Source organism: Amycolatopsis pretoriensis (assembly GCF_900107925.1).
Classification (GTDB): domain Bacteria; phylum Actinomycetota; class Actinomycetes; order Mycobacteriales; family Pseudonocardiaceae; genus Amycolatopsis; species Amycolatopsis pretoriensis.
This window is the reverse complement of record NZ_FNUJ01000001.1, coordinates 332611-348147: the sequence shown is the minus strand read 5'-3', so window position 1 is coordinate 348147 and position 15537 is coordinate 332611. Positions and strand designations below refer to the sequence as shown.

General features: G+C 73.1%; 9 protein-coding genes. 3 read left to right on the top strand and 6 right to left on the bottom strand.

From position 1 onward, the window contains the following. Positions 1-10: 10 nt before the first annotated feature. Complete coding sequence (locus BLV96_RS01650) at positions 11-865, top strand: SDR family oxidoreductase (RefSeq protein WP_086674406.1); 855 nt, start codon at positions 11-13, stop codon at positions 863-865. Here the strand turns inward: BLV96_RS01650 and BLV96_RS01645 are convergent. After that, positions 855-2027 (bottom strand): PucR-like N-terminal domain-containing protein, encoded by a 1173-nt coding sequence (locus BLV96_RS01645; protein WP_244180007.1) that lies wholly within the window; start codon positions 2025-2027, stop codon positions 855-857. The two genes, BLV96_RS01650 and BLV96_RS01645, sit on opposite strands and share 11 nt — an antisense overlap. A 69-nt stretch (positions 2028-2096) precedes the next feature. Here BLV96_RS01645 and BLV96_RS01640 point away from each other — a divergent pair, with 69 nt between their 5' ends. After that, positions 2097-2753 carry a TetR/AcrR family transcriptional regulator gene (locus BLV96_RS01640; protein ID WP_086674405.1) on the top strand — a complete coding sequence of 219 codons (657 nt, stop codon included), beginning with the start codon at positions 2097-2099 and terminating at the stop codon, positions 2751-2753. Positions 2754-2883: 130 nt separating this feature from the next. Continuing rightward, positions 2884-3534 (top strand): cutinase family protein, encoded by a 651-nt coding sequence (locus BLV96_RS01635; RefSeq protein WP_086674404.1) that lies wholly within the window; start codon positions 2884-2886, stop codon positions 3532-3534. A gap of 3 nt (positions 3535-3537) precedes the next feature. Here BLV96_RS01635 and BLV96_RS01630 read toward each other — a convergent pair whose 3' ends face one another. From BLV96_RS01630 to BLV96_RS01610, 5 genes are read right to left on the bottom strand one after another with little or no spacing between them, the layout of a single operon-like run. Continuing rightward, complete coding sequence (locus BLV96_RS01630) at positions 3538-4752, bottom strand: lipase family protein (protein WP_244180006.1); 1215 nt, start codon at positions 4750-4752, stop codon at positions 3538-3540. A 30-nt stretch (positions 4753-4782) separates the two neighbouring features. Continuing rightward, positions 4783-5751, bottom strand: a complete 969-nt coding sequence (locus BLV96_RS01625; RefSeq protein WP_086674403.1) for an alpha/beta hydrolase — start codon at positions 5749-5751, stop codon at positions 4783-4785. A gap of 10 nt (positions 5752-5761) precedes the next feature. Then, a complete protein-coding gene (locus BLV96_RS01620; protein ID WP_086674402.1) occupies positions 5762-7339 on the bottom strand; it encodes an acyl-CoA carboxylase subunit beta in 1578 nt (525 codons plus the stop codon). Next, positions 7339-13758 (bottom strand): type I polyketide synthase, encoded by a 6420-nt coding sequence (locus BLV96_RS01615; protein WP_244180005.1) that lies wholly within the window; start codon positions 13756-13758, stop codon positions 7339-7341. The genes BLV96_RS01620 and BLV96_RS01615 overlap by 1 nt, the downstream gene beginning before the upstream one ends. After that, a complete protein-coding gene (locus BLV96_RS01610; protein ID WP_086679735.1) occupies positions 13755-15482 on the bottom strand; it encodes a fatty acyl-AMP ligase in 1728 nt (575 codons plus the stop codon). Before BLV96_RS01610 ends, BLV96_RS01615 begins: the two co-directional genes overlap by 4 nt. Positions 15483-15537 lie beyond the last annotated feature (55 nt).

Sequence of the window (15537 nt, the reverse complement as noted above, 5' to 3'; positions counted from 1 at the left end):
GGAGCAGCAGATGATCGTGGTCACCGGTGCCACCGGCCAGCTCGGCCGCCTGGTCGTGGAGGGCTTGCTGAAGAAGGTCGCGCCCGGCGAGGTCGTCGCCGCCGTACGCGATCCCGCGAAGGCCGCCGAGTTCGCCGCGCGGGGCGTGCAGGTGCGGCGAGCCGACTACGACGACCCGGCGAGCCTCGTCGCGGCCTTCGCCGGCGCGGACAAGGTGCTGCTCATCTCCAGCAGCACGCCCGGGCAGCGGCTGGCGCAGCACGAAGCCGTCGTCGCTGCCGCGCGCGAGGCCGGCGTCGGCCACCTCGCCTACACGGGCGTCCTGGCCGCCGACACGACCACGCTGTCCCTCGCGCCCGACCACAAGGCCACCGAGGACGCCATCCGCGCTTCGGGTCTGCCGTTCACCTTCCTGCGCAACGGCTGGTACACCGAGAACTACGCGCAGACGATCGGCCAAGCACTCGCCGTCGGGTCCTTCGTCGGCAGCGCCGGCGAGGGCAAGCTGGGCGGCGTCCCGCGGGCCGACTTCGCGGAAGCGGCCGTCGAGGTCCTGACCGGCGAAGGGCACGAGGGCCAGGTGTACGAGCTGGCCGGCGACGAGCCGTGGAGCTACGCCGACCTCGCCGCCGCCGTGACGGCCGCGGCGGGCAAGCCGGTCGCCTACCAGGACCTGCCGGTCGAGCAGTACCGCAAGGTCCTGGTCGGCGCCGGGCTCCCGGAGCCGGTCGCGGCCATGCTGGCCGACGCCGACCGCGGCATCGCCGAGGGCGAGCTGACGTCGGACTCCGGCGACCTCCGCCGCCTGATCGGCCGCCCGACGACACCCCTCGCCGAAGCCGTCACCGCCCTGGTCAAGGGCTGAGGTCCGGGAGCCGGAGAGCCGAGGCGCGCAACGCGGCCTGCATCGCGAACCGCGTCTCGGCATCCTCCAGCCGCTCGCCGAACGCCTCCTTCAGCTGGCGCACGCGGTACCGGACCGTCTGCGGGTGCACCGACAGGTCCACCGCGATCTTCTCCGAGTTCCCGCCGTTTTCCAGCCACGACAGCAAAGTCTCGCTCAACCGGCGCCGGGTGCGGTCCGGGAAGCCGGCCAGCGGCGCCAGTTCCTGGCGGCCCACCTGGTCCGCCAGGGCCGGGTCGCAGAGCAACCACAACGTCGTCAGGTGCTTCGCGCACCACGTCACCGGGACGTCCGGCAACGCGCCTTCACCCACCAGCCGCAACGTCGTCCGCGCCCAGCGCAGCGACTGCGCCGACGCCGAAGGCGCGACCGGCGGCCCGACCGCGACCCGGACATCCAGGGCGGCGAGGAACCGCGCGTCCGCCGGCGCCGGCACCACCAGGCAGGGCTGCGGCGGTTCGAGGTCGGCCAGCACCTCGGGCCCCCAGCACGGTTCCACCGGTGCCTCGAGGACGACGGCCGCCACCTCGCCGGGCACCGGCCACCCGGCCGCCGTCGCGAGTTCGGCGACGACCGCGTCCGTCGGCGCCACCGGGCCGGTGATCAGGCGCAGCAGGCGACGGCGCAGGCCCGCCCGCGTGCCGCCGAGCTCCGCCTCCGCCTCGCGGTGCCCGCGGATCGACATCCGCGCCAGGTCGTCCGCGTAGCCGAACAGCATCTCCGCGAGGCGCGCCATCACCGCCGACGACAGCCGCTGCCGGCGGCCCAGGCGCATGATCCAGCGCCAGCCCGCGCGCGTGCCGACCCGGTACGCTGCCTGCAGGTCGTCGAGGGTCCGGCCCTCGTAGGCCTCGCCCGCGCCCAGCCGGCGGCACGTCTCGTAGAGCCGCTCCCGCGGCGCCAGCGGGTCCTCGACCAGGTCGACGAACAGGACCACCGCGCACTCGACCCCGTGCCGGGTCACACGGCCGTGCCGGGCGTACACCGGGACGGCCTGCCACACCTCCCGGACGATCCACTCCACCAGCGACGGGATCGCCGGACGCATGAGCGCGGCCAGCTCCGCGCGTCCGGAAACCTCGTGCGCCACCGGGATTTGCTGCCGAGCTTGGTCGCCGGACACCGGGCTCCCTTCGCGGGGCGGGTGAGCTTTACCGAGCGGTAAAGCAGCGAGACCGTACAGTACACCTCCATGAGCAGGCCGCGGTCCCCTGATCGATCCAGCACGCGCCGGAGCCCGGCCGCCCGACCCACCGACGGCGAGCTGCTCGACGCCGCCCGCGCGGTGTTCGCCGAACGCGGGTACGCCCAGGCCACCATGGACCTGATCGCCGCCCGCGCCGATTCCACGAAACCGACGCTGTACGCGCATTTCGGGGACAAGGCCGCCCTTTTCCGCGCCACCGTGAGCCGCGAAGTCGCCGCGCTGCGGAATTGGGTCCTCACCGCGTACGAAACCGCGAGCGCGAGCCCCCTCGAAGACCGCGTCCGGCTCGCCGTGATGGCGATGTTCCGCTACGCCGGCGCGCACCCGGACAGCTTCCGGATGCTGTTCGACTCCGCCGTCGACGAGATGTCGGACGAGCGCCGCGCGCTGGCCGACACGGTCACGACGCACGTCGTCGACCGCGTCCGCGAGCACCTGCTCGCCCACAACCGCACGCCCGGCCCCGGCGCGGACCTGCTGGCCGCGATGATGGTCGGCCTGGTCGGCCGGGCCGCGATGCACGTCTCCCACTCCCCCGGCGTCGACCCGATCGCGGCGGGCGAGCTGGCCACCGGGTTCGTGATGGCCGCCCTGCGCGGGCTCGACCCCGCCCTGCTGGACCGCGTCGACGCCGTCGGCTGAGTATCCACATAGGACTGATTGTCACCGGCCGAACAACTCCGCCCGGCCGACCGAAGATTCTCTTGCTTTTAAGCGCATTTCGAGAAAGCGTTTGCGGACATTCCGTTTCCCAGCAGAGGTGGGATCAACCATGAATCGTCTGCTTTCTTCCGCCGTCACGATCGGCCTCGCCGCCGCCGGTCTCGCCGTCACCGTCGCCACCGCCCCGGCGGCGTCGGCCGCGCCCTGCACCGACGTCGACGTGCCGGTCGCCCGCGGCACGTTCGAACCCGGCACGCTCGGGCTGATCGTCGGCGACCCCGTCTACCAGGCCGTGCAGGACCGGCTGCGACCGCGATCGCTGAGCAGCTACCGGGTCGACTACCCCGCCGACCTCGGCGAGCCGGCATCGGTGCAGAAGGGCAACACCGACCTGGTCAACCACGTCAAGGCGCAGGCCGCGGCGTGCCCGCAGCAGCGGTTCGTCCTGGTCGGCTACTCCCAGGGCGCCAACGTCGTCGACAACTCCATCGGTGTCAGCAGCGACGGCGCGGTCGTCGGCGGCCCGATCGTCGCGGCCATCCCGGCGGAGCTGGCCCCGCGGGTCGCGGCCGTGCTGCTGTTCGGCAACCCGATCCGCGCGATCGGCCGTCAGGTGATCGGGACCTACCAGAGCCGCACCAAGGACTACTGCGCCGACGGCGACCCGATCTGCCAGCCGGGCGGCGCGAACTTCCTGGCGCACCTGAGCTATGGCGGCGACGCCTCCGACGCCGCCGCCTTCGCCGCGGGCAAGCTCTGACGCTCAGCAGTTGGACGGGGCCTGCTCACCGGCGAACCGCTTGACGATCCACTGGTGGGCATCCCCGTTCCCGGCCAGGATTCCGGTGGCGTGGTCGGAAACGTAGGTCTGCCACTGCTCCCGGACCCCGGCCGCGCAGTACGCCCGGTGCAGCGCCTCCGCCTGCGGGGTGTTGACGATCTCGTCGGTGCTCGCGTGGTACTGGAACACCGGCACCCGCGGCGGGTTCGCGCCCAGCTTGTTCTGCGCGAGCCGCGCCTGCCACTGCGGCGTTCCCAGGGGGTTCGAGGTCGTGTAGTCGCTGATCTTCTTGAACGAGTAGTTCAGCAGCAGTTCCGCGACGCACGCGTTCTTCTTCGCGTCGTTCAGCTGCTGCCGCCCGGTGTCGTTGAGGAACGAGTCGAGCTTCAGCTCGGGGTACGCGGCGTCGAGCCCGACCGCGGCGAACGCGAGGAACCCGAACCCGATGTAGCCGTCCAGTCCTTTCGCGACTTCGGTCAGGTCGGCGGGCACGCCGCCCGCGACGACGCCGACGACGTTCAGCTCCGGCGCGTAGGCCGGTGCCTTCTCCCCCGCCCACATCGATCCGCCGCCGCCTTGCGAGTATCCCTGGAAGATCACCTTGGCGGCCTTGGCCAGCTTGGCGGCCGGGAGGTTCTGCGCGGCCCGCACCGAGTCGATCACGGCCGGTCCTTCGGACTGGCCGGTGATGTACGTCGGCGTGGTCGTCGGCGAGTAGCCCTCGTAGTCGGTCACGGCGACGGCGAACCCGCTGGACAGCGAGTCGTTGATGGCCGGCTGGTCGTAGAGCGTGCCGCGTTCCATCGCCTTGGACGCCGTGCACTTGAACGCCGGGCCCTGCGTGCCGACCGCGTAGCCGACGATCGGTGCCTGGGCCGGGTCCTTGCCCTTCGGCACCAGGATCGTGCCGGTGACCGCGTCCGGCAGGCCGCGGGCGTTGGTCGAGAGGTACATGACCTGCCAGGCGTCGGCGTTGCCGGCGTTCAGCAGCGGCACCGTCGGGCGCCAGCGCAGGACGTCACCGGGCTTGCCGGCCGGCAGCGGCGACGGCGGGGTGTAGAACGAGTCGTCGAACGGGCCGGGCAGGATCGGCGCCGCCGCGGCACCGGCCGGCGGGCTCGCGGCCACGACTCCCAGCGCCGCCAGGGAGACGCCCAGGAGCGCGGACAGCACGCGTCGCAAGGGGACAGACTTCACCACAACCTCCATCGGGGAAAGGAAGAACGCTCAGGCGGGGAGTCCGAGCGCGCCGGCCAGGACCGGCCACGAGTTGTGCAGGGCCCGCTGCCAGTACGGCCAGCTGTGCGTGCCCGGCCCGTAGTAGTCGACCGTCGCCGGGATGCCGGCCTGGCGCAGCTTGTCGGTGAAACTCTGCGACGAAAGCAACGCCGACGGTTCGAGGACGTCGGACTGCCCGGGCGGGTCGAGCGGCCCGGTCTGCCCGTTGCCGCAAGAGATGTAGAGCGCCATACCGCGCAGGTCCTGGACGTGGTCGTAGGGGTTGTGCGACGACCAGATCGGCTGCATCCCGAAGGAGTCGCCCCACAGGTTCAGGTAGTTGAAGATCCCGGCGCGGGCGAGGATGCCGATGATCCAGACCGGGATGCCCGGGTAGAGCGTGTTCGGCACGCCGGAGTACGACGCCGCCGCGGCGAACATCCCCTTGTGCTGGAAGGCGTACGCCATGGCGCCGTAGCCGCCGATCGACAGCCCGGCGATCGCGCGGCGGGTGCCGCCGTGGTAGCCGCGTTCGACGATCTGGCGGACTTCGGCGGTGTGGAAGGTGTCCCAGTCGGGTTTGGCCGACAGCCCGAAGTTCCACCACTTCGTGTACATCCCGGCCGGGCCGTCGCTCGGCATCACGACGAGGGCGTCCTTGGTCGCGGTGAACGCCTTGACGTCGGTGAACTGGTCCCACGACTTGTAGTCGACGGGCTCGCAGCACCCGTGCAGCAGGAACAGCACCGGCCAGGTCCGCGTCGGTTGCGACGCCCAGCCGGCCGGCACGATCAGCCGGACCATCCCGGTGGTGCCCAGCGCCGGGGAATCGATCTTGAGGTCCACGGTCCGGGCGTCGAGCCAGGTCTCCTGGACGACTTTCGCGCCGTCGTCGGCCACGACCGGGCTCGCCTGGGCGGCGGTGACACCGCTCGCGACCAGGATCAGCACGACCAGCGTCAGCAGTGTCGCTCTCATCGCCGCTCCTTCACAGGGGGATGTTTCCGTGCTTCTTGGCCGGCAGGGTCTGCCGTTTGGTCCGCAGGGTGCGCAGGGCGCGCGCGACCTGCAGCCGGGTCTGCGACGGCGTCACGACCTGGTCGACGTAACCGCGTTCGGCGGCCAGGTAGGGGCCGGTGTGGCGCTTGCGGTACTCCTCGGTGAGCCGTCTGCGCGCCGCGGCCCGCCGGTCCGGCGGCAGCTCGGCCAGCTCGCGGCGGTAGAGCACCTGCACCGCACCTTCCGCGCCCATCACGGCGATTTCGGCGGTGGGCCAGGCGAGGGTGACGTCGGCGCCGAGGTGCTTGGAACCCATCACCGCGTACCCGCCGCCGTAGGCCTTGCGGACCACCACCGTCACCTTCGGCACGGTGGCTTCGGAGTAGGCGTAGATCAGTTTGGCGCCGCGGCGGATGATGCCGCCGCGTTCCTGGTCGCTGCCCGGCAGGTAGCCGGGGACGTCGGCGAGGGTGAGCAGCGGGATCGAGAAGGCGTCGCAGAAGCGCACGAACCGCGCGGCCTTCTCCGAGGCGTCGATGTCGAGCACGCCGGCCTGGTGCCGCGGCTGGTTGGCGACGACGCCGACCGTGCGGCCCTGGACGCGGCCGAACGCGCAGATCATGTTGGGCGCGAACGTACTGTGGACTTCCGCGTACTCGCCGTCGTCGACCAGCCGGGCGATCAGCTCGGTCATGTCGTAGGTCTGGTTCGGCGAGTCCGGCACCAGCCGGTCGAGCTCCAGGTCGGCGGGGGTGACGACGGAGCTGGTGTCGTCGGCGTACTCCGGCGCCGGGTCGAGGTTGTTGGCCGGAAGGTAGCCGAGCAGCGTCTGCACCCACTCGATCGCGTCCTGCTCGTCGGCGGCCCGGTGGTGGGCGTTGCCGGCGATCTCGCTCTGCACGGCCGCACCGCCGAGTTCCTGCGCGGTGACGCGCTCGCCCGTCACCGCGTGCACGACGTCCGGGCCGGTGACGAACATGTGCGAGGTTTCGTCGACCATGACGGTGAAGTCGGTGATGGCCGGCGCGTAGACGGCGCCGCCCGCGCACGGGCCCATGATCATCGAGATCTGCGGGACGACCCCGGACGCGTGGGCGTTGCGCCGCCCCAGCTCGGCGTAGTAGGCCAGCGAGACGACGCCTTCCTGGATGCGCGCGCCGCCGGAGTCGTTGATCCCGACGACCGGGCAGCCGAGCGCCATGGCCAGGTCCATCACCTTGAGGACCTTCTCGCCGGAGACTTCGCCCATGCTGCCGCCGAAAACGGTGAAGTCCTGGGAGAAGACGCAGATCTGCCGCCCGTCGACGGTCCCGTGCCCGGTGACGACGCCGTCGCCGTAGGGGCGGTTGGCGTCCATCCCGAACTCCGCGCACCGGTGCCGCGCGAACTGGTCCAGCTCGACGAACGAGCCGGGGTCGAGCAGCAGCCCGATCCGCTCGCGCGCGGTGAGCTTGCCCTTCGCGTGCTGGCGGTCGACGGCCCGCTTCTCGGCGATCCGGACGGCTTCGTCCTGGCGCGCCGCGAGATCGGCGATCCGGAACGCCGTGGTCGGCATGAGTTCGTCCATCACCGCACTCCTGCTCCCAGCCGGGCCGCGAGCGCGGCGGCGATCACCGCGACGTGCGGCGGGTCGATCATCGAGACGTGGTCGCCCGGCACCCGGACGACTTCGAGGTCGGTGCAGTACTCGTCCCAGCCCAGGGTGTCGTCCGTGCGCAGGTACCGGGGGTCCAAAGTGGTCGTCAGCGGGTGTGGTTCCTGGGCCCGCAGCAACAGCACCCGGCCGTCGTACCGCTGGGGTGTGTACCGCTCGGCCACCCGCGCGTCCACATAGGACTCGTACTGGTGCCGCAGGACGCCGGCACCGAGATCCGGGACTTGCTCGGCGAGGTTTTGCATCACCCAGCGGATCTGCGCGCCCTCGTCCAAAGTGGCCAGTTCGGCGCGCGGAATCGCGAACGGGACGCCGTAGGTCCGCGACACGTGCTCGGCGAACCGGTCGAAGCGGTCCAGCAGCAGGTCCGCGGGCTTCCCCGCCGCGGGCAGCGGCAGGATCGAGTCGATCAGGACGACGACGTCGACCGGACCGTCCAGCCGCCGCGCCGTCTCGTAGGCGAGGCAGCCGCCGAACGACCAGCCGCCCAGCCGGTACGGGCCCCGCGGCTGGATCTCGCGGATCAGCTCGGCGTAGCACGCGGCCTTGGCCTCGACGGTGTCCTCGTCGTCGATCCGCTCCAGCCCGTAGACCGGATGCCCCTCCGGCAGCAGCCGGACGAGCTCGCGGTACACGCTCGTCGGGCCGCCCGCGGGGTGGAACAGGAACAGCGGCTCGGCGACGCCGTCGCGCAGCAGCCGCACCGGGCCGCCGCCGTGGCCTTCGAGTTCCGCGCGCAGCAGGTCGGCCAGCGCGGCGACGGTCGGCGTGGCGAACAGCCGCTCCACCGGGGGCACCGCGCCCAGCTGCTCGGCGAACACCGCCCGCAGCCGCCGCGCGCTGTCCGGATCGCCACCGACGGCGTAGAAGTCGTCGTGCACCCCGGGTTCCGGGCCGCCCAGCTCGGCCCGCCAATGCCGGGCCACCCACCGTTCGGCGGGGTCGCGCGGCCCGGCGGTGACCGGCTCGGCTTCGGCCGTGCCGAAGCCGGCTTGTCCGGCGAGGTGGGCGGCGAGCTCGGCCAGGCTGGCGCCCCGCAGGAGCAGCGGGATCGGCAGCGGCAGGCCGAAGTCGCGTTCCACCGCGCCACGGGCGCGCATCGCCGACAGCGAGTCGAGACCGAGCCGGGTGAGCGGCACGTCCCGCTCGACGTCGGCGTAACCGAGCACCCCCGCGACGAGCCCGGCCAGGTGGTCGGCGATCGCCCGGCGGGCGGTTTCCGCCGGCCCGGCCCGCAGCGCGTCCAGCCCGTCCCAAGTGGACGGTCCGGTGCGCGGCGCGAACAGCCCGAAGAACGGCCGCTCGGCCAGCCGCGGGAACAGCTCCAGGACCGTCCCGGCGTCGACCCGGGCGACACCGGTCGTCTGCCGGTCGCGCGCGAGGACGGCGTCCAGCGCCGACAGCGCTTCCTCGGTCACGAGCGGCTCGAGCACCGGGTTGCGCGACCCGGCCGCGGCGCCGACTTCACCCCAGGCGCCCCATTCGATCGTCGCGGCCGGGAGGTCTTGCGCCCGCCGCCACGCGACCAGGGCGTCGGCCCAGGCGTTGGCGGTCGCGTAGGCGGCCTGGCCGGGCGAGCCGAACAGCGCGGCCGCCGACGAGTACACGAGCCACCAGTCGAGGTCGTGCCCGGCGGTCGCCTCGTGCAGCCGCCAGGCGCCGAGCGCCTTCGGCCGCCAGACGGCGTCGAGCGCGGCGGCGTCCAGGCTGATCGCGGCGCCGTCGGCGAGGACCCCGGCGGCGTGCAGCACCCCGCGCAACGGCACGCCGCCGTCGACGGCCGCCGCGACCAGCGCTTCGGCCGTGCCGGGCCCGGCGATGTCGCCGGGCACGACGCGGACGTCGATCCCCAGGTCCGGCGCGGGCGCGGCGCGGCGGCCGTTGAGCACCACCCGCGTCGCCCCGCGCTCGGCCAGCCACTTCGCCGCGACCAGGCCGAGACCGCCGAGCCCACCGGTGATGACGTAGGCGCCGTCGCGGACCGGCTCGCGCACGCGGTCGCCGGGCTCGGGGCGGGCCAGCCGCCGCACGTACCGGACGCCTTCGCGCCAGGCGACTTCGTCGTCGGGGCCGTCCGCGCGGACCTCGTCACGCAGCTGCCCGACCCACAGCCGGGCCGGATCGGGTCCGGCGTCGAAGTCGACCGCGCTGACGCGGAGTTCGGGGTGTTCGAAGGCGAGTACGCGGACGAACCCGCGCAGGGCGGCCAGGCTTGGGTCACCGCGCTCGCCGGGTTCGATGGCCTGGGCGCCGGTCGTGACCAGCCACAACCGGGGCGGCCGCGGCAGTTCGGCCAGCTCGGCGACGACTTCGGCCAGCGTCCCGACCAGGTTCCTGGCCCGTTCCGGAACGGGGTCGTCTTCGCTGTCGAGGTGGATGAGCACCTCGGTCGGGTCTTCCCACCGCCGGCCCTTGAGGGTGTCTTCGGTGAGCTCGATCCAGCGCTCCGCCCGCTCCGGCGCGGCGGGGAGGTCCACCTGCTGCCAGGCGGCCTCGTACAGCAGCCGGTCCAGTGCCGCGTCGCGGAAACGGCGGCAGTAGACGTCACGGAACTCGACCAGGACGGTGTCGTCGGCGTCGACGAGCTGGACGCTGCCGAGCAGGCCGTCCCCGGACGGGTCCCGCGAGGTGAGGACGGCGTCCACCCGCACCCCGTGGCGCGGTTCGCCGGCCAGGACCACCTCGCCGATGGTGAGCGGCAGGTAGAGGGCATCGGAGTCGCCGACGGCCGCGGCGAGCGCGTGCAGGCAGGCGTCGGCGAGGGCGGGGTGGAGCCGGTAGGCGGGGTGGTCCTCGGGCTGGACGATTTCGGCGGAGGCTTTGCCGTCGGCGGCGACGACGGTGCGCAGGCCGCGGAAGGCCGGGCCGTAGTCCTGGCCCAGTTCGGTCAGGACGCGGTAGAGGTCGAGGCGTTCGCCGGCGGTCGCGCCGAGCGGTGCCGACGGGGTCCCGCCGGGCTCGATGCGCGCGGTGGCGTGGCGGATCCATTCGCCGTTCGTCTTGGCGTGGACGCTGAATTCGGTACCGGTGCGGCTGGTCGTCACTTCCGTGTGGTCGCCGAGTTCGAGGACCTCGCGGAGTTCGAGATCCCGGACGCGGCCGCCCGGTGCGGCGGCGAGAGCCAGTTCGAGGAAGCCGGTGGCGGGGAACACCGGCGTGCCCCGGACCGTGTGGTCGGCGAGCCAGGGGTGTGCTTCGGTGCCGACGTCTCCCCGCCACAGGTCGCCGTCCGGGTGTTCGATGTGGACACCCAGCAGCGGGTGGCCGCCGTGGGTTCGCGCACGGCGTTTGGGCCAGAAGGTCTGGTGGCGCCAGACCGGTCCGGGCAGGTCGACCGGGGTCGTCCTCGGTCGGGCGGCCAGGGCGCCGGGACGGCCGTCGACGTGCAGCCGGGCGAGGGTGGTGAGGAAGGCGGCCCGTTCGTCGAACTTCCGGCTCGCGGAGGGCAGGGCTCGTGCGCCGGTGGTCTGTTCGACAGCGGCGAGGGCGACGGGGTGCGGGGCGACTTCGATGAAGACGGAGTGCCCGTCTTCGGCCGCGGCGGTCAGCGCTTGGCTGAACCGCACCGGACGGCGGAGGTTCGCGGCCCAGTACTCGACGTCGAAGGCCGGTGTTTCTCTGGGGTTGTCGAGAACCGTGGTGTAGCAGGGGATCTCGGGCTTGCGCGGCTGGATTTCGACCCGGAACCGGTCGAGCACGGCGTCGACGGCGGCGGAGTGCCCGGCCCCGCCGACGGCGAGCCGCCGGGCGAGCCGGCCCAGGCGTTCGGCGTGCTCGACGAGGGCATCGACCTGGTCGGCGGCCCCGCTGACGGTGCACTGGGTCGGCGAGGCGTAGACGGCGACGGTGACTTCGGGGAATTGGGCGAGTTCTTGTGGCGAGAGTTCGACGACGGCCATAGCGCCTTCGCCGCCCTGATCGAGTTCGGCGAGCAGGCGTGCCCTCGTCGCCATGACGCGCAGGCCGTCGGCGGGATCGAGGGCGCCGGCCACCACGGCGGCGGCAACCTCGCCCATGGAGTGCCCGACAACGGCGGCGGGGACGACCCCGTGGGCGCGCCAGAGGCCGGCGAGGGCGAGTTGCATGCCGAAGAGGGTGAGCTGGGTGGTGGCCAGGTCGCCGGGTTCGCCTTCGAGGAGGTCTCGCAGCGTCGAGCCGGTTTCGGCGCGGAAGACCGGATCGAGGGCGTCGACGGCGGCTTGGAAGGCGGGTTCGGTCCGGAGGAAGGATCGGCCCATGCCGGGCCAGTGGGAGCCGTAGCCGGAGAAGACGAAGACGGGATCACCGGCTTCGCCGGGGCCGCGGACCGGCTTGCGAGCCACGCCCGCGGCCAGGTCGCCGGAGCCGCTGCCGACCGCTGGGTTGGCAGGGGAGGTCACCAAACCACGCTCGGCGACCGGCTCGCGAGCCACGCCCACGGCCAGGTCGCCGGAGCCGCTGCCCGGCTTGCCCACCGGGCCGCTGCCGGCCGCTGGGTTGGCAGCGGCGGCCGCCAAACCACGCTCGGCAACCGGCACGCGAGCCACCCCCGCGGCCAGGCCCCGGCTGCCGACCCCCGTGGCCGGCTCCCCCACCAAGCCTCGCCCCGCGGCCAGCTCCCGTAGCCCGTCCACCACCTCGGCGCGGGTCTCTCCCACCACCGCTCCGCGCACCGGCAAGTGCTCCCGTCCGTGCGCCAGCGTCGATGCCACCGCACCCAACGGCACCTCCGCGGACCCCTCGAGCCACTCCGCCAGCTCGCCCGCCCGGGCCCGTAACACCGAACCCGACCGGGCCGACAGCGCGAACACCGCCGGCCCCGCGGCCTCCGGGGGCACCCGCACCGGGAACGCCGCCGCCGGCCATTCCTCGACCACTACGTGCGCGTTCGTCCCACCGAAACCGAACGCCGACACCCCCGCGCGGGCCGTGCCCGAGTAGCGCGGCCACTCCGTCGGCGACGTCACCACCCGCAACCCCGTGAAGTCGATGTGCGGGTTCGGCTCCCGGAACCCTAAGGTCGGCGGCAGCCGCCGATGCGTCATCGCCAGCACCACCTTCAGCAACCCCGCGATGCCCGCCGCCCCTTCGAGGTGGCCCAGGTTGCTCTTCACCGACCCCAGCAGCAACGGGCGATCGACCGGCCGCCCCAGCACCGCCGACAGCGCGCCCGCCTCCAACGGGTCGCCCAACGGCGTTCCCGTTCCGTGCGCCTCCACATAGTCCACCGAGGACGGTTCGACCCCGGACGATCCATAAGCCGAACGCAGCAACTCCGCCTGCGCCAACGGGTTCGGGGCCGTCAAGCCGTTCGACCGGCCGTCGGAATTCACCGCGCTGCCGCGCAGCACCGCCAGGATCCGGTCACCACGAGCCGCTCGCAACGGCTTCAGCACGACGACCCCGCACCCCTCACCCCGGGCGATGCCGTCGGCGGCCGCCGCGAACGGCTTGCAGTGGCCGTCCGCGGCCAGCACCCCGGCGCGGTGGAAGCCCGCCGTGATGCCCGGCGCCAGCAGCACGTTCACGCCGGCCGCCAGCGCGATCTCGCTCTCGCCGCGACGCAGGCTCTGCATCGCCTGGTGCACCGCCACCAGCGACGACGAACACGCCGTGTCCAGCGTCAGGCTCGGGCCGCGCAGGTCGAGCAGGTACGACAGCCGGTTCGCCGCGATGCTCGCCGCCGCGCCCGTGCCCGACCAGACGTCGACGCCGGCGACGTCGGTCATCGTCAGCGAGCCGTACTCGGTGGCCGACAGCCCGACGAAGACGCCGGTCCGGCTGCCGCGCAGCCCCGACGGCGGGATTCCGGCGTGCTCCAGCGCCGCCCACGCGACCTCCAGGAGGATCCGCTGCTGCGGGTCCATGGCCAAGGCCTCGCGCGGGGTGATGCCGAAGAACTCCGCGTCGAACCCGGCGACGTCGTCGAGGAACCCGCCCCGCAGCGGCAGTCCCGCCAGGTCACCGGCCGGTGCGAACGTCTCCCAACGGCCTTCGGGAACATCGCCGACGCCGTCGCCGCCGGAGTCCAGGAACCGCCAGAACGCCTCCGGCGAGTCGATCCCGCCCGGCAGCCGGCAGCCCAGGCCGACGATCGCGATCGGCTCCTCTTCCCTCTGCGCAGGGGAAGTCACCACGGAGTCCCCTGTGGACAGATACGCGGCGAGAGCGTCGACCGTCGGGTACTGCCAGACGAGCGTGACGTCCAGCGGGCGGCCGACGAACTCGCCGAGGTCGGCCGCGAGGGCTGTGGCGTCCCGTGAGGACAGTCCGGTTTCTTGCAAGGGCCGATCCGGGTCCACCGGACCGAGCCGATCCAGGAGCCACGCGCGCACCGCGCCGGACGTCGTCATCCGAGCCGCCGACCGGTCAGCGCACCGTCCAGATAGGACTTCCGGCAGCGCGCCCGGCTGATCTTGCCGCTCGACGTCCGTGGCACCTCACCCGGCGGGAGAACCACCACGTCGTGCAGGCCCAGGCCGTGCCCGGCCGACACCGCCGCTCGCAGCGCGGCCGTCAGCTCGGCGATGCCGGCCGAAGAGTCCTTGGCGCGTTCCAGCACGACGACCGCGGCCTCCCCCTCGCCGGTGCCGATCGCGAACGCCGCCGCCGAGTGCGGCCGGACACCGTCGTGCGCCTCGGCCGTCTGCTCGATGTCCTGCGGGTAGTGGTTGCGGCCGTCGACGACGACCAGGTCCTTCAGCCGCCCGGTGACGTACAGCTCGCCTTCGAAGACGACGCCGAGGTCGCCGGTCGCCAGCCAGCCCGCACCGGTTTCCGGGTCCAGCGGCGGCAGACCGAAGGTCGCCGACGACGCTGTCCGGCCCCAGTACCCGCGGCCGACGTTGGGGCCGCTGACCCGGATCTCGCCGACCTCGCCCGGCTCGACCGGTTCGCCGGAGACGGGATCGGCGATCAGCACCCGTTGCCCGGCCGGTCGCCCGCACGAGACGAGCGTCGACCCCGACGCCGCGGGCACCGCGAACCCGGCGGCGAGGCGGTCGCGATCGAACGTGACCTGCCGGGCCGGTTTCCCGGCGTCGGACACCGAAACCAGCACGGTCGCCTCGGCCAGCCCGTAGGAGGACCGGTGGACCTCCGGGCGCAGCCCACACCCGGCGAAGGCGTCCTGGAACTTCGCGATCGTGGCCGGCAGCACCGGTTCGCTGCCGTTGATCAGCGAGACGACCCGGCTCAGCTCCAGGTAGCTCTTCTCGGCCTCCGACACGCGGGAAGCGCAGTAGGCGTAAGCGAAGTTGGGCGCCGCGCTGATCGCGCCCGGGCTGGCCGAGAGGGCGCGCAGCCAGCGTGACGGCCGTTCGAGGAACGCCAGCGGGTCCATCAGCACCGAGGCCATGCCACCGGCCATCGGCGCGCCGATGCCGAGGATCAGGCCCATGTCGTGGAAGAGCGGCAGCCAGCTGACCGTCGAGGTGGTCCGGGGTTCGACGCCGTAGGCGGTGCACGCCTGCCGCGCGTTGGCGAGCACGTTGCGGTGCGTCAGCACGACCCCGGCGGGCGTGCGGGTGGAACCCGAGGTGTACTGCAGGTACGCGGTCGCGTCGGGATCCGGCGCCGGCCAGTCCCGCGGCTCGGCCGGCGCGAGCGCGTCGACCGCGACGACGTCCGGCCGGACCGGCGAGTCCGCGAGGAAGGAGTGGACGTCGTCGAGGTCCGCGGTCGTGGTGAGCACGACGCTCGGCGCGCAGTCGGCGAGCGCGGCGGTCAGCCGGCCCGCGTGCCCGGGCAGGCCGGGCGCGAACAGCGGCACGGCGATCAGCCCGGCCCGGATCGCGCCGAGGAACGCGACGACGTAGTCCACGGACTGCCCGGCCAGCACCGCCGCCCGGTCACCCGCGGCCGCGATTCCGCTCAACCGCGCGGCAACCGTGCCGACGCGCTCGTCGAGCTCGCGCCAGGTGAGCGTGACCGCCCGGCCGTCCACGCTGTCGCGGTGGTCCAGGTGGGTCAGCGCGACCTCGTCGCCGAGCACCCGCGCCCACTGGCCGAGCAGGGTCGCCAGTGAGGCCGTCGATTCAGCCCCGATGACGGGAACCGGCGGGGAAATGGTATCCATGACACCTCGCAGAGAGCGTTTACCGGCGCAGTGAATAGCTGCGCCCGGGCGGTTG